This is a genomic window from Streptomyces sp. NPDC004051 (assembly GCF_053604275.1).
The window spans coordinates 1-17,100 of record NZ_JBSGHG010000011.1 but is presented as its reverse complement, the minus strand read 5'-3'; the positions used below and the strand labels follow the sequence as shown (position 1 = coordinate 17,100).

Sequence of the window (17,100 nt, the reverse complement as noted above, 5' to 3'; positions counted from 1 at the left end):
TGCCGACGCTCCGGGTCAGTCGGTGCTGCGGCGCCTGCGGGAGGCGAACAGCACCCCGCCGCCCGCGAGGACGACGGCCGCGCCGCCGGCCGCGAGGTACGGGGTGGCGCTGTTGCCGCCGGTCTCGGCGAGGTCGGTGCCGCCGCTCTTCTCGGCGGTGCCCTTGTCGTCGGAGCCGGAGCCGGAGCCGGAGCCGGCGTCGGAGCCGGTGGCGCCGTCGTCCGAGCCGCTGTCCCTGTCGTCGGCGGGGACGAAGCCCGCCGGTGCCCGGTCGCAGCCGACGCCGTCGCCGTCGCGGTCCAGGTGCTTGCCGTAGTGCTCGTCGCCCACCTCGATGTTCTTGTACCCGGCGTCGTACGCCTCGGTGCAGTTCTCGAACGGGTGGTTGCCCTCGTGGGCCGTGGCGGTGGTGAGGGGCAGCGCGGCCAGTGCGAGCGCGGCGACGGTCACGGCGGCGGACTTGCAGGACAGGTTCACGGGGAAACTCCCAGCCATGTGCGGATATCCGGCGGCATGCCCCCGTCCGGGGCGGTCTGCCGGGTGTGAGCTGCCGACGGTAGGGGAGTGGCCGGGGGAGGGTGGGGAGGTTTCGTGGACCCGTGATGCGAACGTGACGTGACCGGACGGTAGCTCTCCGTTCGCACGGGCTCACGCCACCTTGACCTCGTACGTCGTCAGCCGGACCGTGTCGTCGTCCAGGCACCGGCCCGTCTCCAGGTCGAAGCGCTGCTTCAGCAGGGGGGAGGCGACGAAGGGGCGGCCGTGGTGGGTGCCGGTCAGGCCGCGGGAGAGGACCGCCGCGCCGGTGAAGGGGTCGCGGTTGTCGACGGCGTACAGGGCGCCGGTGCGGTCGGTGAAGACGGCGGCCTGGCGGCCGTCGGGGAGCAGGGCCGCCACACCGCGGCCGGGGAGCAGCACGCCCAGGTCGCAGACCGTGAACCAGTCGCCTCTCAGGCGGAGTCGCACCTTCGGTCCGGTGGTCTTTGGTGTCAGGGGCATCGCGTGGCGGTTCCTTCCAGGAGGTCGTCGGCGGGTCGCAGGCCGATGCTCAGCAGCGGCAGGTCGGGCTTCATCTGGTCCCGCTCGGGGACGAAGGCGACCACCGGGTCGGGGGTGTCCGGGGCGTTCACGAAGGACACGAACCGGGCCAGCTTCTCGGGGTCGTCGAGGGTCTCGGCCCACTCGTCGCGGTAGTGGGACACATGGGCGGCCATCTGGGCCTCCAGTTCGCCGCAGATGCCGAGCGAGTCGTGGACGACGACGTCCCGTAGGTGGTCCAGGCCGCCGGGGAGGCGCTCCAGCCAGGCGGAGGTGCGCTCCAGGCGGTCGGCGGTGCGGATGTAGAACATCAGGAACCGGTCGATCAGGCGGACCAGTCCGGCGTCCGGGAGGTCCTGCGCGAGCAGGTCGGCGTGGCGCGGGGTGGCGCCGCCGTTGCCGCCGACGTACAGGTTCCAGCCGCCCGTGGTGGCGATGACGCCGAAGTCCTTCGAGCGGGCCTCCGCGCACTCGCGTGGGCAGCCGGAGACGGCCGACTTCAGCTTGTGCGGGGAGCGCAGGCCCCGGTAGCGCAGCTCCAGGTCGATCGCCATGCGGACGGAGTCCTGGACGCCGTAGCGGCACCAGGTCTGCCCGACGCAGGACTTCACCGTGCGCAGCGACTTTCCGTAGGCGTGGCCGGACTCGAAGCCGGCGTTCACCAACCGGGACCAGATCAACGGGAGTTGCTCGACCCTCGCGCCGAACATGTCGATGCGCTGGCCGCCGGTGATCTTGGTGTAGAGGCCGAAGTCGCGGGCGATCTCACCGATCACGATCAGCTTCTCCGGGGCGATCTCACCGCCGGGGATGCGGGGCACGACCGAATACGAGCCGTTCTTCTGCAGGTTGGCGAGGAAGTGGTCGTTGGTGTCCTGGAGGGCGGCCTGTTCGCCGTCCAGGACGTAGGTGCTCGCGCCGATCACCGGGGCGAGGGAGGCGATGATCGAGCCGACCGTCGGCTTGCAGACCTCGCAGCCGTCGCCGCCGCGGGCGCCCGCACGGCCGTGCCGGTCCAGCAGGTCCCGGTGGGAGGTGACGCGCAGGGCGCGGACGATCTCGTACAGCTCCTCGCGGGTCTGCGCGAAGCAGCCGCACAGGCCCCGGTCGACCTCGACGCCGTTCGCCGCCAGCTCGGCGTCGACCAGCAGGCCGATCACCTTGACGCAACTGCCGCAGGTCGTACCGGCCTTGGTGCACTTCTTCACCTCGGGCACGGTGGTGCACCGGTGCTCGGTGACGGCCTCGCGGACGGTTCCCTTGCGGACGTTGTTGCAGGAGCAGACGATCGCGTCGTCCGGCAGCGCGGACGGGCCGAGCGGGGCGGGGGCGCCGGCCCCGGCGGGCAGGACCAGGGACTCCGGTGCGACCGGCGGCACCGAACCGGTGAGGGCGCGCAGCGTGCCGTAGGCGTCGGCGTCGCCGACCAGGATGCCGCCGAGCAGGGTGCCGTCGCGGCCGACGACCAGCTTCCTGTAGAGACCGGAGCGGGAGTCGGAGTAGACGACGTCCAGGCAGTCGGCGGTGGCGCCGTGCGCGTCGCCGAAGGACGCCACGTCCACGCCGAGCAGCTTGAGCTTGGTGGACAGGTCGGCGCCCGTGAACGCCGACGGGCCGGTCCCGTCGGCGGCGATGGCCGCGGCGGCCGTCCCGGCCTGCTCGTAACCGGGGGCCACCAGCCCGTACACCCGGCCGTCGGCGGCCAGCGCGCACTCGCCGATCGCGAAGACGCGCGGGTCGGTGACCGAGCGGCACTGCTCGTCGACCGCGACGCCGCCGCGCTCGCCGACGGTGAGGCCGCAGTCCCGGGCCAGTCGGTCGCGGGGGCGGACACCCGCGGAGAACACCACCAGGTCGGTGGCGATTTCTGAGCCGTCGGACAGCCTCATGCCGGTGACCGCGCCCTCGTCACCGACCACGATCTCCTGTGCACCCACGCCCGTGCGGACGTTCAGGCCCATGCCCTCGACGGTGCGCAGCAGCGCCGCGCCACCGCCCTCGTCGACCTGCACCGGCATCAGGCGCGGGGCGAACTCCACGATGTGCGTGGTGAGTCCGAGACCCTTGAGGGCGCCCGCCGCCTCCAGGCCGAGCAGACCACCGCCGACCACCGTGCCGGTCGTCGACCTCCTCGCGTACTCCTCGATCGCGAGCAGGTCCTCGATCGTGCGGTAGACGAAGCAGCCCTCGGCGTCCTGGTGCGGCACCGGCGGCACGAACGGGTGGGATCCGGTGGCCAGCACCAGGACGTCGTAGCCGACGACCAGCCCCGAACGGGCGGTGACCTCGCGGCTCTCGCGGTCGATCGTCTCCGCCGGGTCGCCCAGGTGCAGCTCGATGCCGTGGTCCGTGATGAACTCCGGGTCCGTCACGGACAGTTCCTCGGGCGTGCACCCCGAGAAGTACGAGGTGAGCCGGACCCGGTCGTACGCCGGACGCGGTTCCTCGCACAGCACGACCACGCGGTGCGTGGCGGTCAGACCGCGCTCGGCGAGCGCCTCGAGGAAGCGCTGGCCGACCATGCCGTGGCCGACGAGCACGAGAGTGGGGGATGCCCCCGGGGTGGCGGTCATCAGGAGCCTCCGTCGTGGGTGATCAGGTGGAGCAGGGAACCGCCGTCGGGCGGGAGCGGCTCTGCTCTCTCCCAGGCGCGGGCGAGGGCGCCGACGGTGCCGAGTTCGCCGACCAGGACCCCGCCGACCAGGCGGCCCTCGCGGACGACGACCTTGCGGTGGGTGCCCCGGGTGGCGTCGGTGAGCCGGACGACGTCGTCGCCCGGCAGCGCCTCGGCCTCGCCGAACGCGGCCAGGTCGAAGGGGCCGGGACGGCCGGTGAGGGTGAGCCGGGTCAGGGAGCGGGTGCCGGTGTAGCGGGCGCCGGTGTCCCCGGCGAGCAGCGCGGCGAGCACGTCGGCCTGTTCCAGGGCCGGGGCGGCGAGCCCGTACACCGTGCCGGCGTGCTGCGCGCAGTCGCCGATCGCGTGGACGGACGGGTCGGAGGTGCGCAGCTCGTCGTCGACGACGATCCCCTCGCGGACCGTGAGCCCGGCGGCCTCGGCGAGCCCGGTGCGCGGACGGGCCCCGCAGGCCAGTACCACCAGGTCGGCGTCGAGGGCGTGTCCGTCGGCCGGCTCCACCGAGCGGACCGCACCGCCGGCGCAGTGCACGTCCCGCACCCGGCACTCGGTGCGCACCTCGACGCCGAGGCCGGCCAGATGCCGCTCGACCAGTGCGGACGCGGCCGGGTCGAGCCGGCGTTGCATGAGCCGCCCGGACCGCTGGGCGAGGACGACCCGCGCGCCGCGCACGGCGAGGGCGCGGGCCGCGGAGACCCCGAGGAGCCCGCCGCCGATCACCACCGCCCGCACCCCCGGCCGCAGCGCCTCGTCCAGGCCCAGGCAGTCGTCCAGGGTGCGGAAGGCGTGCACCCCCTCGGGCAGCTCGCGGGACCCGGCGTTCCCGGCGCCCCCGGTGCCCGGAGTGTCCGCGGTGCCCGTGGTACCCGCGGCATCCGGAGTGCCCGAAGTGCCCGTGGGGCCTGGAGTGCCCGCGGTGCCTGGAGCGCCCGTGGCGCCCGGGGCGCCTGTGGTGCCTGTGGTGCCTGTGGTGCCTGCGGCATCCGAAGTGCCCGTGGCGCCCGGAGTGCCCGTGGCGCCCGGAGTGCCCGTGGCGCCCGCGGTGCCTGTGGTGCCCGCGGTGCCCGCGGCGCCCGGGGCGTCCGCGCTGAGCAGTCCGCGCAGCGGCGGCAGCACCGGGGCGGAGCCGGTGGCCAGGACCAGCCGGCCGTACCCGATCACCGAGCCGTCCGCGCAGGTGACGGTGCGCGCCGCGCGGTCGACGCCGGTGACCCGGGCCCGGACCGGCTCCCCGGGCGTCGGCAGGGCGATCACCTCGGGGCCGTAGCGTCCGGCCAGCACCTCGGCGAGCAGCACCCTGTTGTACGGGCGGGGCCCCTCCTCGCCGATCAGCGTCACCGGCGTGCCGAGCTCGCCGAGCCGCCGGGCGAGACGCACGCCCGCCAGGCCGGCGCCGATCACCACCACACGCTCGTCCGAGGTCATGCCCCGAGCCTGCGGTGCGCGTGTTACCCGGCGGCACCACCTCTGTTTCCCGCGCGGAACGCTGCCCTCAGCGGGGGCGGGGGGCGGGTGTGAGGAGGCTCAACCTCAGGAAACGCTCATCTCGATGGACGGCGCAACTATCCGGTTCATAGGGTCACGGCCATGCCCGACATCTCGCTGACCACCGTCGTCCTGCTCTGCCTCGCGGCGCTCGCCGCCGGCTGGATCGACGCCGTGGTCGGTGGCGGCGGGCTGCTGCTCCTGCCGGCCCTGCTGCTGGGCCTGCCCGCCGGCACCCCGGCCGCGCACGCGCTGGGCACCAACAAGGCGGTCGCCATCGTCGGCACCACGGGCGCGGCGATCACCTACGCCCGCAAGGCCCCGGTGGACGTCCGCACCGCCGTGCGCATCGGTCTCGCCGCCCTCGCGGGGTCGTCGGGCGGCGCCTTCCTCGCCGCCGGGATGAGCACCGAGGTCCTCAAACCGGTGATCATGGTGGTGCTGCTCGCCGTGGCCGCCTTCGTCATCCTCCGCCCGTCCTTCGGCGCCGCGCCCGCACCCGGCCCGGTCTCGCGCCGCCGCGTCCTCGCCGCGATCGGCCTCGGCGGCCTGGGCATCGGCTTCTACGACGGTCTCATCGGCCCCGGCACCGGTACGTTCCTCGTCCTGGCGCTCACCGCGCTGCTCCACCTCGACCTGGTCACCGCCTCCGCCACCGCGAAGATCGTCAACTGCTGCACCAACGCCGGCGCGCTGGCCATGTTCGCCTGGCAGGGCGCGGTGCTGTGGCAGCTGGCGGCCCTGATGGCGGTGTTCAACCTCGCGGGCGGCACGCTCGGCGCCCGCACGGCCCTGAAGAAGGGCAGCGGCTTCGTCCGCGTCGTCCTGCTGACGGTGGTCTTCGCCCTGGTGGCGAACATGGCGTACGAGCAGTGGCTGGCCTGAGGCCGCGGGCCGCGGAACTTCAGCGGCCGCGACTGCCCGTCAGATGGGCGTAGACGACGACGTTGCCCCGGTAGCCGGTGGTGCGCGACCAGCCGCCGCCGCAGGTGATGATCCGCAGTTCGGGCCGTTTCGCCGCGCCGTAGACCCGCTCGTCGGGGAAGTCCCTCGCGTCGTACGCCTCCACGGCGTGCACCGTGAACACGGCGGTGCGGCCGTCCGCCCGGTCCACTTCGACACTGCTGCCCTTGCGCAGGGCGCCCAGGGAGTAGAAGACGGCGGGGCCGTCGGCGTTGTCGACATGGCCCGCGACGATCGCGGTGCCCCGCTCGCCGGGTGCGGTGCCGGCCTCGTACCAGCCGGCCAGGTTCCTCCGCTCGGGCGGCGGCGCGTCGAGACTGCCGGTGCCGGTCAGGGAGAGGCCCGTCAGCGGCGCGTCCACGTCGATCGCGGGTATGCGGATGCTCTTGGGCGGGGAGGGCGGCAGTGCGGCGGGGCGGCCGGGGGCGAGAGCGGGGCGCCCGGAGTGGGCCTGGGCGGCGGACGGCTGGGGAGGGGCGGGTGTGTCGGCCGCGTCGCGCAGCAGCCACAGCCCGCAGCACAGGGCGAGCACGCTCACGGAGGCTATGGCCGTACTGCTCGGGCCGCCGGCCCGGCCGAACCTGCTGCGCATCGTGATGACCTCTTCACAGTCGGCCCCGTGCCCCCCTCCGGGCCGCGAGGGGCGTCGGACCCGGAGGGGGAGGGGACATGCGGTACCGGTGGACGGGCAGCGGAGGGTGCCCGTCAGATCCCGTCGCCTCTCGCCCGGCGATGCAGGAGCCAGGTACCGCCCGCGGCGGCGACGGCGAGCGCCGCCACGCCGGCCGCGGTCTGTACGGGGTCGGGGCCCAGTGCGCCGCCGACCCCCGTCTTCACACTTCCGTGCGGATGCACCTGCTGGGCCGCGGACGTCAGTCTGACCACCAGGTCCCCGGTCACCAACTGCCCGCCGGCGGAGCATTTCGCGACGATCTCGTACGTCCCCGGCTGCGCGCCCGGCGGCACCCGGAACTGGCCGATCGAGTCCCGCTCGTGTGCGCTCGGCGCCAGGGTGAAGCGACCGGCGCCCACGGCGGTGGCGTCCCCCGCGACCGTGTCGCGGTCCCCGCACGCCGCGGTGTTCACCGTCACCTGAGCGCCGGCCACGACCGAGGACGGGTACACCTCCAGCTTCCCGACCACCGTGCCGCGGGAGCGCCCGGCCGGGGAGGTGTCCGCCTCCCCGGCGTACCCGGCGGGGGCGACGAGCAGTCCCAGGAAGGCCAGGGCGAGCACGGAGCCGGCCAGAGCGGCCGCACCGGACAGGCAGACCCCACCGGGCAGGCAGACCCCGCCGGGCAGACGGGCCGGCCACCGGGCGATATCTCGCATCGATGCTCCCTCGAGCTCACGCAGGGGCCACGCCCGCGACACGCCCATGTGCCGCCGTCAGTCGCGTCCCTGCCTGTCCGAGGTAAGTGCCACCGGGCACGGAGCGCTTCCTGAAGAAGAGTCAGGAATGGGGTGAACGGGTGTCGGACCCGCCCGGCCGGGGCCCGTCCGCCCGCCGTTCCGGCAGGTCACCGGCGTGCGGCGGTCCTTTCAGGGGAAAGAAGCCGAAGGGCGCGCCGCGCGCCTGTGAACGGGTGATCCGCTCACGGCGCCGCCCTCTCCACCCGTACCGCGCACACCTTGAACTCCGGCATCCGCGAGACCGGGTCCAGGGCGGGGTGGGTGAGGGTGTTGGCGCGGCCCTCGCCGGCCCAGTGGAACGGCATGAACACGGTGTCGGGGCGGATCGCGGCGGTGATCCGCGCCGGCGCCACCGCCCGGCCCCGCCGGGACACCACGGCCAGCGGATCGCCCTCGGCCGCGCCGAGCCGCTGTGCGAGACGGGGATGGAGTTCCACGAACGGGCCGGGCGCGGCGGCGTTCAGCTCCTCGACGCGCCGGGTCTGCGCACCGGACTGGTACTGCGCCACGACCCGGCCGGTGGTCAGCAGCACGGGGTACTCCTCGTCGGGTTCCTCGGCGCTCGCCCGGTGCGAGACGGGCGTGAACCGGGCCCGCCCGTCCCCGGTGGCGAACCGGTCGAGGAAGAGCCGGGGCGTGCCGGGGTGGACGGCGCCCCCGGCCCCCGCCGGGCACGGCCAGAACACGCCGTCCTCCGCCGCCAGCCGCCGGTAGCCGATCCCGGAGTAGTCCGCCGGTCCGCCCGCGCTCGCCCGGCGCAGCTCCTCGAAGACCTCCTCGGGCTCGGTCGGGAACCCCTTCTCCGAACCGCCCCGTGTGCCACCGAGCCGGGCGGCCAGCCCGTGCAGCACCTCCAGGTCGCTCCGGACGCCCTCCGGCGGGGCGAGGGCCCGGCGGCGCAGCAGCACCCGGCCCTCGAGGTTCGTCGTCGTCCCCGTCTCCTCCGCCCACTGGGTCACCGGCAGCACGACATCGGCGAGCGCCGCCGTCTCCGACAGCACGACGTCGCACACCGCCAGGAAGTCCAGCGAGCGGATCCGCTCCTCGACGTGCGCGGCGCGCGGCGCCGACACCACCGGGTTGGAGCCCATCAGCAGCAGCGAGCGGATGTCCGTGCCCAGCGCGTCGAGGAGCTCGTAGGCGCTGCGCCCCGGCCCGGGGAGGGAATCCGGGTCCACGCCCCACACCCCGGCCACATGGGCCCGCGCCGCCGGATCGGTCAGCTCGCGGTAGCCGGGCAACTGGTCCGCCTTCTGGCCGTGTTCGCGCCCGCCCTGCCCGTTGCCCTGCCCGGTCAGGCACCCGTACCCGGACAGCGGGCGGCCCGCCCGGCCCGTCGCCAGGCACAGGTTGATCCAGGCGCCCACGGTGTCGGTGCCCTTGGACTGCTGCTCGGGCCCGCGCGCGGTGAGCACCATCGCCGCCTCCGGCTCACAGAACAGCCGTACCGCCTCCCGCAGTTCGGGCACGGACACGCCCGTGATCCGCTCCACGTACTCCGGCCAGTGCGCCATCGCCGCGGCCCGGGTCTCCTCCCAGCCGACGGTGCGCTCCCGGACGTACGCCTCGTCGGTGCGCCCCTCGGCGACGACCAGGTGCAGCAGGCCCAGCGCCAGCGCGAGATCGGTACCGGGGCGGGGCGCCAGATGCAGATCGGCCTGCTCGGCCGTCCTGGTACGGCGCGGGTCGACGACGATCAGCGTGCCGCCGTTCTCCCTCAGCTCGGTGAGGTACCGCAGGAACGGCGGCATGGTCTCCGCCGGGTTCGCCCCGACCAGGATCACGCAGCCGGTCCGCGGGATGTCCTCCAGCGGAAACGGCAGTCCGCGGTCCAGCCCGAACGCCCTGACCCCGGCCGCTGCCGCCGACGACATGCAGAACCGCCCGTTGTAGTCGATCTGGGAGGTCCCCAGCACCACCCGCGCGAACTTCCCCAGGCTGTACGCCTTCTCGTTGGTCAGCCCGCCCCCGCCGAACACCGCGACCGCGTCCGCCCCGTACTGTGCACGCGTCCGCCTCAGCCCCTCGGCGACCCGGTCCAGCGCCTCCTCCCAGGAGGCCGGCACCAGCACACCCCCCGCGGACCGCACCAGCGGCGAGGTCAGCCGCACGTCCGACGACAGCACGGCCGGCGCCGTACGCCCCTTTCCGCACAGCGCCCCCCGGTTCACCGGGAAGTCCGCCCGCTCCCGCACCCCGACGGCCCCGCCCGCGCCGGACACCAGACTCATCCCGCACTGCAGCGCGCAGTACGGGCAGTGCGTGGGCGTCCCCGGACTCTCCATACCGTCCACCCTGCGCCCCCCGTGTTACACCCCGCACCGCCCCCGGTTACGCCCCGGGCACGACCACCTCCCCGGGGCCGGGGGAGCGCGGTGAGACCGGGTGCGCGGGGGCACGGGGCGTCCGCTCAGACACCGACGAGCTGGATACGGCCGCCGCACAGACGGGACATGTCATCGAGGTCGGATGTCAGGAGGGCCACCGGCCCCGGTTGGCGCAGCGCCAGCTCCGCGACCGTCGCGTCGATCGCGTACCGGTGCCCGTGCAGGCCTGTGGCCTTGAGCAGTTCCGCGGCCCTCTTCGCCGCCGCCTCGGTCACCGCCTCCACCTTGACGCGGGACAGCACCCACCGCAGCCGGGGCAGGTTCACACGCGCGTGGCTGACCTCCACGACGGTGTTGGCTCCGACGACGATCCCGGAGCCCATGGAATGGAACACCTGGAGCATCGCGAGGATCTTGCGATCCTCCGTGATCCAGGCGGAGAGACCCTGGGAGTCCAGGACGACGGTCTCGATGTGACCGTTCACGCGGTGCTCGCCGGACGTCCGGCGCTTCCCGTCGTGCCGAAGATCCGGGAGTGCGCCTCGGTCAACTCCTCCTCGGTGAAGGCCCCGTGCTCCTCCTGATGGCGCAGCAGATCGGCACCGAGCAACTGGTGCCGGAGCTGACGCGCCACCGCTTCAGCGACGTAGCCGGAGACGTTGTCGGTGAGCTTCTTCAGTTCGGCGACCTGCTCGACCGGGAGCGTCACCGTGATCCGCGTTGTGTCTGCCATGACGCGAGCATACCGCGATATGCGCGCTGTCGGTCAGCGGTTCACGGGACGTGGACGTCCGCCAGGGCGCGCCGCACCCCGGGCTCCTCCGGGCCGAGGAAGTGCGGGTCCGGGCGGAGCACGGCGTCCGCCGCCGCCTTGCCCGCGGCGAGGATCTCCCGGACGCCCCCGTAGTACCAGGTGAGGTCGTGCCGGTCGTCGACGCCGACGCCGTAGGAGGAGACTCCGGCCGCCCGGCACAGCGTGACCGCGCGCCGGATGTGGAAGCCCTGGCTGATCAGCACGGCCCGGTCCACGCCGAAGATCTCCTTCGCGCGGACGCAGGAGTCCCAGGTGTCGAAGCCCGCGTAGTCGCTGACGATCCGCGCGTCGGGCACGCCGTGCCGGGTCAGATAGGCGCGCATCGCGTCCGGCTCGTCGTACTCCTCACGGCTGTTGTCGCCGGTGACCAGGACCACCTCGATCCGGCCCGTCCGGTACAGCTCGGCCGCCGCGTTCAGCCGGCGGGCGAGGTACGGCGACGGCTCCCCGTCCCACAGGCCCGCGCCGAAGACCACGGCGACGTCCGTGCGGGGCACGTCGGCCGTGGTGCGCAGCCGGCCGTCCGCGACCGTGTGCATCCAGGTCGCCGGCAGCAGCGCCAGGACGCACGCCGCCATCCCCGCCTGCACCAGCCGCCGTTGCCCGGTACGGGTGCGCGGCAGGCGCGGTCGGCGAAACCCGCGGGTCCTCACGCGGCGCAACAGGTCAAGCATCGGACGGGCACCCTCCCCGGTCGGTCCTCGATCTCGGAGACGCGCCGGAGCGCCCTCCGGTTCAGCCGCGCCCCGTGATCGGCCCGAACGGGCTCACACCGGGCGCGGACGGCGCCGTGAACCGCCGGAAAACACCCGTCACGCGCGTGCAACGGGAAGGCAACGTCCCTGGGCGACCCTCGGGACATGACGGCGCACCCCACCACCCCCCTGGTCGTCGTGGCTCACGGCAGCCGCGATCCGCGCACGCCGAGCACCGTACGGGCGCTCCTGGACCGCGTCCGCGCGCTGCGTCCCGGTCTGCCCGTGCACCTGGGGCACCTCGAGCTGAACGCCCCGCTGCTCCCGGACACCCTCGCCGCACTGCACGCGCGGGGTGCCGGTTCGGCCGTGCTGGTGCCGCTGCTGCTCGGGCGCGGCCACCACGTCACCCGGGACATCCCCGAGACGGCCGCGGACACCCCGCTGCACACGCGCGTGGCCGCCCCGCTGGGCCCGCACCCGCTGCTGGTGGACGCCCTGCACGCCCGCCTGACGGAAGCCGGCTGGCGCGCCCCGGCGGACGGGGCGACCCGCCGCGCGAGCGCGGTCGTGCTGGCCGCCGCCGGCTCCCGCACCCCCGGCTCGGGGCGCGACACCGCCCGCACCGCCGGCCTGCTCGCCGAACGCCTCGGCGTCCCCGTCGTCCCCGCCTACGCCTCCGCCGCCGCCCCCACCGTCCCCGACGCCCTGCGCGCCCTGGCCGCCCGGGGCCGCCACCGCGTTGCGGTCGCCTCCTGCTTCACGGCCCCCGGGCGCTTCGCCACCGAGTGCGCGGCGGCGTCCCCCTGGATCGCCTCGGCCCCCCTCGGCGCCCACCCGGCCCTGGTCCGCCTCCTCCTCCACCGCTACGACCAGGCCCGCACGGCCCCCGCCCCGACGGGGTACGGGCGCCCCCCGGCCGTCGCCGCCTCCCCGTAGTGTCGAGGCATGGCAGGCACCAGCACCCACGCCCCCGACGGCCCGGCGTCACAGGAGTACGAGAACCACGTCCCGCCCCCCGGCTACGCCCCGGCCTCGGTCGCCCGCTGGGCCGCCGAACCCGACAAGCGCCCCGGGCGCACCGCCTTCCAGCGCGACCGCGCACGCGTGCTGCACTCCGCGGCCCTGCGCCGCCTGGCCGGCAAGACCCAGGTCGTCACCCCCGGAGCGGCCAGCCCGCTCTGGGACGCCAGCCCCCGCACCCGCCTCACCCACTCCCTGGAGTGCGCCCAGGTGGGCCGGGAGCTCGGCGCGGCCCTCGGCTGCGACCCGGACCTGGTGGAGGCCGCCTGCCTCTCCCACGACCTGGGCCACCCGCCCTTCGGCCACAACGGCGAACAGGCGCTGAACGAGTTCGCCGAGGACTGCGGCGGCTTCGAGGGCAACGCCCAGTCGCTCCGCCTGCTCACCCGCATCGAACCCAAACGGTTCACCCCCGAAGGCTCCGTCGGCCTCAACCTCACCCGTGCCGCCCTCGACGCCGCCACCAAGTACCCCTGGCCCCGGGGCGGCCACCCCACCGACCCGGCCTCCCCGAAGTTCGGCGTCTACGAGGACGACCGTCCCGTCTTCGACTGGATCCGCGAGAGCGCCCCCGACGGCCGCGTCTGCTTCGAGGCCCAGGTCATGGACTGGGCCGACGACGTGGCCTACTCGGTGCACGACGTGGAGGACGGCCTGCACGCCGGCCACATCGACCCCAACCTCCTGCACGCCGAGCCCGAGCGGCAGGCGGTCTTCGCCGTCGCCGCCGCCCGTTACACCGACCCCGGCACCGACCCGGGGGAACTCGCCGAGGCGCTCGACCGGCTCCTCGCCCAGGAGTGGTGGCCGCACGGCTACGACGGCACCGCGGTCGCCCAGGCCCGCCTCAAGGACGCCACCAGCCAGCTCATCGGCCGCTTCTGCCTCGCCGCCGAGGGCGCCACCCGGCAGCGGTTCGGCAGCGGCCGCCTCACCCGCTACGGAGCCGAACTCGTCGTCCCCCGGGAGACCCGCCTGGAGTGCGCCGTCCTCAAGGCGGTCGCCGACCGGTACGTCATGCAGCGCGCCGAGCAGGAACTGCTCCGCGCCGACCAGCGGATCGTCGTCGTCGAACTGGCCGAGGCGCTCACCGCCCGCGCCCCCGACGGCCTGGACCCGCAGTTCCGCACGCTGTTCGCGCAGGCCCCGGACAACCGTGCCCGCAAACGGGTGATCGTCGACCAGATCGCGTCCCTCACCGACGCCTCGGCCCGCTCGCTTCACACCCGTCTGACGGGGCAGGGTTGGGGAGGAGCCCGAAGGTGACCGTCCGTGGCCTGATCGGGTCACTCCCCCTTCCCGCACCACCCGGTGTGCGGGACGCTCACAGGTGGCGGCACCCTGAAGAGGAGGCATCACGTGGTCGACGCGGATCAGACATTCGTCATCGTCGGAGGCGGACTGGCCGGCGCGAAAGCGGCCGAAACGCTGCGAACGGAGGGCTTCACCGGCCGCGTCCTGCTGATCTGCGACGAACGCGACCACCCGTACGAGCGACCGCCCCTGTCCAAGGGCTACCTCCTCGGCAAGGAGGAACGCGACAGCGTCTTCGTGCACGAACCCGCCTGGTACGCGCGCCACGACGTCGAGCTGCACCTCGGCCAGACCGTCGACGCCGTCGACCGCGCCGCGAAGACCGTCCGCTTCGGCGAGGACGGCACCACCGTCCGCTACGACAAACTGCTGCTGGCCAACGGCGCCGAGCCCCGCCGCCTGGACATCCCGGGCACCGGCCTGGCCGGCGTCCACCACCTGCGCCGCCTCGCGCACGCCGAACGCCTCAAGGGCGTCCTGACCTCCCTGGGCCGGGACAACGGCCACCTGGTGATCGCCGGCGGCGGCTGGATCGGCCTGGAGGTCGCGGCGGCGGCCCGCGCGTACGGCGCGGAGGTCACCGTCGTGCACCGGGGGCAGACCCCGCTGCACTCGGTCCTCGGCCCGGAACTCGGGCAGCTCTTCGCCGACCTGCACCGCGACCACGGCGTCCGCTTCCACTTCGGCGCCACCCTCACCGAGATCACCGGGCAGGACGGCATGGTCCTCGCGGCCCGCACCGACGACGGCGAGGAGCACCCGGCGCACGCCGTCCTCGCGGCGATCGGCGCCGCCCCGCGCACCGGCCTCGCCCGGGCGGCGGGCCTGGAGATCGCCGGCCCCGCGGACGGCGGCGGCATCCTGGTCGACGAGCGGCTGCGCACCTCCGACCCGGACATCCACGCGGCGGGCGACGTCGTCTCCTTCCCGCACGCCCTGTTCGGCACCCGGATGCGCGTCGAACACTGGGCCAACGCCCTCAACGGCGGCCCGGCCGCGGCCCGCGCCATGCTCGGCCGGGAGGTCACGTACGACAGGGTCCCGTACTTCTTCAGCGACCAGTACGACCTGGGGATGGAGTACTCCGGCTGGGCGCCGGCGGGCTCCTACGACCAGGTCGTGATCCGGGGCGACTCGGGCAAGCGGGAGTTCATCGCGTTCTGGGTGAAGGAGGGCAGGGTGCTGGCCGGGATGAACGTCAACGTGTGGGACGTCACGGACCCGATCCAGCGGCTGATCCGCTCCGGGACCCCGGTGGACACGGACGCCCTGGCCGACCCGCACGTTCCGCTGGAGAGCCTCGCCCCCTGACCGGGGCGGACGCCTCCGATCCGGCTCCCGGCGGGCCACCGTAGACTTCCAGCGTGGCTGGACGGATCAACGACGAGGACGTGAAGGCGGTACGGGACGCGGTCCCGATCGACGCCGTGGTGTCCGAGTACCTCCAGCTGCGCGGCGCCGGCGGCGGCAACCTCAAGGGCCTGTGCCCGTTCCACGACGAGAAGTCGCCGTCCTTCCAGGTGAGCCCGAGCAAGGGGCTCTTCCACTGCTTCGGCTGCCAGGAGGGCGGCGACACCATCACGTTCGTGATGAAGGTCGACCACCTCTCCTTCTCCGAGGCGGTCGAGCGCCTGGCCGCCCAGGCCGGCATCACCCTGCGCTACGAGGAGGGCGGGTACAACCCGGCCCACCAGCGCGGCGAGCGCATCCGCCTGGTCGAGGCGCACCGGATCGCCGCCGACTGGTACGCGGAGCAGCTCGCGACCTCCCCCGAGGCGGACACCGGCCGCGCCTTCCTCGCCGAGCGGGGCTTCGACCAGGAGGCCGCCCGGCACTTCTCCGTCGGCTACAGCCCCCAGGGCTGGGACCACCTCACCCGCTTCCTGCGGGGCAAGGGCTTCACCGACAAGGAACTGATCCTCTCCGGCCTCTCCCAGGAGGGCCGCCGCGGCCCCATCGACCGCTTCCGCGGCCGGCTGATGTGGCCCATCCGCGACATCGGCGGCGAGGTCGTCGGCTTCGGCGCCCGCAAGCTGTACGAGGCGGACAACGGCCCCAAGTACCTCAACACCCCCGAGACGGCGATCTACAAGAAGTCCCAGGTCCTCTACGGCATCGACCTGGCGAAGAAGGACATCGCCAAGGCGTCCCGCGCGGTCGTCGTCGAGGGCTACACCGACGTCATGGCCTGCCACCTCGCCGGTGTCACCACCGCCATCGCGACCTGCGGCACCGCCTTCGGCAACGACCACATCAAGATCCTGCGCCGGCTGCTGATGGACAACGGCTCGGCCCGGGTGATCTTCACCTTCGACGGTGACGCGGCCGGCCAGAAGGCGGCCCTGCGCGCCTTCGAGGACGACCAGAAGTTCGCCGCCGAGACCTACATCGCCATCGCGCCCGACGGCATGGACCCCTGCGACCTGCGCCTGGCCAAGGGCGACGCGGCCGTCGCCGACCTCGCCGAACCCCGCACCCCGCTCTTCGAGTTCGCGCTCCGCCACATCGTGAACCGCTACGACCTGGACACCCCGGCCGGCCGCGCCGCCGCCCTCGACGAGGCCGCCCCGGTCGTCGCCCGCATCAAGAACAGCGGCGCCCAGCACGAGGTCGCCGTCCAGCTCGCCGGCATGCTCGGCATCCTCGACACCCAGTTCGTGGTCAAGCGGGTGGCACAGCTCGCCCGCTGGGCCCGCGACCGCGGCGGCAAGGGCCCCGCCCCCGAGGACCGCCGGCAGCGCGGCCGCGGCGGCGACCCGCAGCAGTACGCCTCCGGTCCGGCCCCCACACCCCCGCGGGGCCCCGCCCTCAACCTCCGCAACCCCGTCTTCGCCACCGAACGGGAACTGCTCAAGCTCGCCCTCCAGCACCCCGCCCTGGTCTCCCCGGCCTTCGACGCCTACGGCGTCGACGAGTTCACCGCCCCGGCCTACGCGGCCGTGCGCCAGGCCGTCCTGGAGGCGGGCGGCGCGGAGTACGGCGCCCAGGACCCGCAGGAGTACCTGATCCGGGTGCGCGACGCCGCCCCCGACGACACCGTCCGCGCCATGGTCACCGAACTCGCCGTCGAGGCGATCATGCTGCACCGGGGCGTCAAGGAGGTCGACGAGAACTACGCGGGCGCCCAGCTGGTCACCGTCCGCCGCCGCGCCGTCGAGCGCCGCGTCCGCGAGATCACCGGCCGGCTGACCCGCCTCGCCTCCCAGGGCGACCCCGCCGAACTGGCCTCCGTGCAGAACGAACTGTGGGTCCTCCAGCAGTACGACCAGTCCCTGCGCGAGCACGGAGCGGCGGCCCTCTAGGGCGCGTATTGAGTCGTGATCAAGTTGCGGGATTCGCCTTCGCTGCGGGGCCTGGTCCGGTAGATCTTCTTGTGTGACGCGAGTGCAACTT

15 protein-coding genes are annotated in these 17,100 nt (G+C 74.1%); 5 read left to right on the top strand and 10 right to left on the bottom strand.

Annotated features, from left to right (window positions below):
* Positions 1 to 15: 15 nt before the first annotated feature.
* The 4 genes from ACWEQO_RS14425 to ACWEQO_RS14410 all read right to left on the bottom strand — a co-directional run bounded on the left by ACWEQO_RS14425 (position 16) and on the right by ACWEQO_RS14410 (position 5,098).
* The gene (locus ACWEQO_RS14425; protein WP_452982747.1) at positions 16 to 495 is read right to left on the bottom strand and encodes an excalibur calcium-binding domain-containing protein; all 480 of its coding nucleotides are present in this window, start codon (positions 493 to 495) and stop codon (positions 16 to 18) included.
* Positions 496 to 648: 153 nt separating this feature from the next.
* Positions 649 to 999 (bottom strand): nitrite reductase small subunit NirD, encoded by a 351-nt coding sequence (nirD, locus tag ACWEQO_RS14420; RefSeq protein ID WP_452982744.1) that lies wholly within the window; start codon positions 997 to 999, stop codon positions 649 to 651.
* The gene (nirB, locus tag ACWEQO_RS14415; protein ID WP_452982741.1) at positions 990 to 3,611 is read right to left on the bottom strand and encodes a nitrite reductase large subunit NirB; all 2,622 of its coding nucleotides are present in this window, start codon (positions 3,609 to 3,611) and stop codon (positions 990 to 992) included. The genes nirD and nirB overlap by 10 nt, the downstream gene beginning before the upstream one ends.
* Complete coding sequence (locus tag ACWEQO_RS14410) at positions 3,611 to 5,098, bottom strand: NAD(P)/FAD-dependent oxidoreductase (protein ID WP_452982738.1); 1,488 nt, start codon at positions 5,096 to 5,098, stop codon at positions 3,611 to 3,613. The genes nirB and ACWEQO_RS14410 overlap by 1 nt, the downstream gene beginning before the upstream one ends.
* Positions 5,099 to 5,260: 162 nt before the next feature.
* On the opposite strand from ACWEQO_RS14410, the gene ACWEQO_RS14405 reads away from it, so the two are divergent.
* Positions 5,261 to 6,043, top strand: a complete 783-nt coding sequence (locus ACWEQO_RS14405) for a sulfite exporter TauE/SafE family protein (protein WP_452982735.1) — start codon at positions 5,261 to 5,263, stop codon at positions 6,041 to 6,043.
* 19 nt (positions 6,044 to 6,062) lie between these two features.
* On the opposite strand, the gene ACWEQO_RS14400 is transcribed toward ACWEQO_RS14405, so the two are convergent.
* The 6 genes from ACWEQO_RS14400 to ACWEQO_RS14375 all read right to left on the bottom strand — a co-directional run bounded on the left by ACWEQO_RS14400 (position 6,063) and on the right by ACWEQO_RS14375 (position 11,349).
* Entirely contained in the window at positions 6,063 to 6,713 is a 651-nt protein-coding gene (locus tag ACWEQO_RS14400; protein WP_361447840.1) for a class F sortase, read from the bottom strand.
* Between the two features lie 113 nt (positions 6,714 to 6,826).
* Positions 6,827 to 7,453, bottom strand: a complete 627-nt coding sequence (locus ACWEQO_RS14395) for a hypothetical protein (RefSeq protein ID WP_452982732.1) — start codon at positions 7,451 to 7,453, stop codon at positions 6,827 to 6,829.
* 263 nt (positions 7,454 to 7,716) lie between these two features.
* A complete protein-coding gene (locus ACWEQO_RS14390; RefSeq protein WP_452982729.1) occupies positions 7,717 to 9,819 on the bottom strand; it encodes a molybdopterin oxidoreductase family protein in 2,103 nt (700 codons plus the stop codon).
* Positions 9,820 to 9,944: 125 nt separating this feature from the next.
* Positions 9,945 to 10,346, bottom strand: coding sequence for a DNA-binding protein (locus ACWEQO_RS14385; RefSeq protein ID WP_452982726.1), 402 nt, complete (start codon positions 10,344 to 10,346; stop codon positions 9,945 to 9,947).
* On the bottom strand, positions 10,343 to 10,594 hold the full coding sequence (locus ACWEQO_RS14380) for a hypothetical protein (RefSeq protein WP_452982723.1): 252 nt from the start codon (positions 10,592 to 10,594) through the stop codon (positions 10,343 to 10,345). The genes ACWEQO_RS14385 and ACWEQO_RS14380 overlap by 4 nt, the downstream gene beginning before the upstream one ends.
* Positions 10,595 to 10,635: 41 nt before the next feature.
* Complete coding sequence (locus tag ACWEQO_RS14375) at positions 10,636 to 11,349, bottom strand: SanA/YdcF family protein (protein WP_452982720.1); 714 nt, start codon at positions 11,347 to 11,349, stop codon at positions 10,636 to 10,638.
* Between the two features lie 186 nt (positions 11,350 to 11,535).
* Between ACWEQO_RS14375 and ACWEQO_RS14370 the strand changes: the two genes are divergently transcribed.
* The 4 genes from ACWEQO_RS14370 (at position 11,536) to dnaG (ending at position 17,009) form a co-directional block, all read left to right on the top strand.
* On the top strand, positions 11,536 to 12,309 hold the full coding sequence (locus ACWEQO_RS14370; RefSeq protein ID WP_452982717.1) for a sirohydrochlorin chelatase: 774 nt from the start codon (positions 11,536 to 11,538) through the stop codon (positions 12,307 to 12,309).
* A 9-nt stretch (positions 12,310 to 12,318) separates the two neighbouring features.
* Positions 12,319 to 13,659, top strand: a complete 1,341-nt coding sequence (locus ACWEQO_RS14365; protein WP_452982714.1) for a deoxyguanosinetriphosphate triphosphohydrolase — start codon at positions 12,319 to 12,321, stop codon at positions 13,657 to 13,659.
* A 93-nt stretch (positions 13,660 to 13,752) separates the two neighbouring features.
* On the top strand, positions 13,753 to 15,018 hold the full coding sequence (locus ACWEQO_RS14360) for an NAD(P)/FAD-dependent oxidoreductase (RefSeq protein ID WP_361447861.1): 1,266 nt from the start codon (positions 13,753 to 13,755) through the stop codon (positions 15,016 to 15,018).
* A 53-nt stretch (positions 15,019 to 15,071) separates the two neighbouring features.
* Positions 15,072 to 17,009 (top strand): DNA primase, encoded by a 1,938-nt coding sequence (gene dnaG, locus ACWEQO_RS14355; protein ID WP_452982711.1) that lies wholly within the window; start codon positions 15,072 to 15,074, stop codon positions 17,007 to 17,009.
* Positions 17,010 to 17,100: the final 91 nt, after the last annotated feature.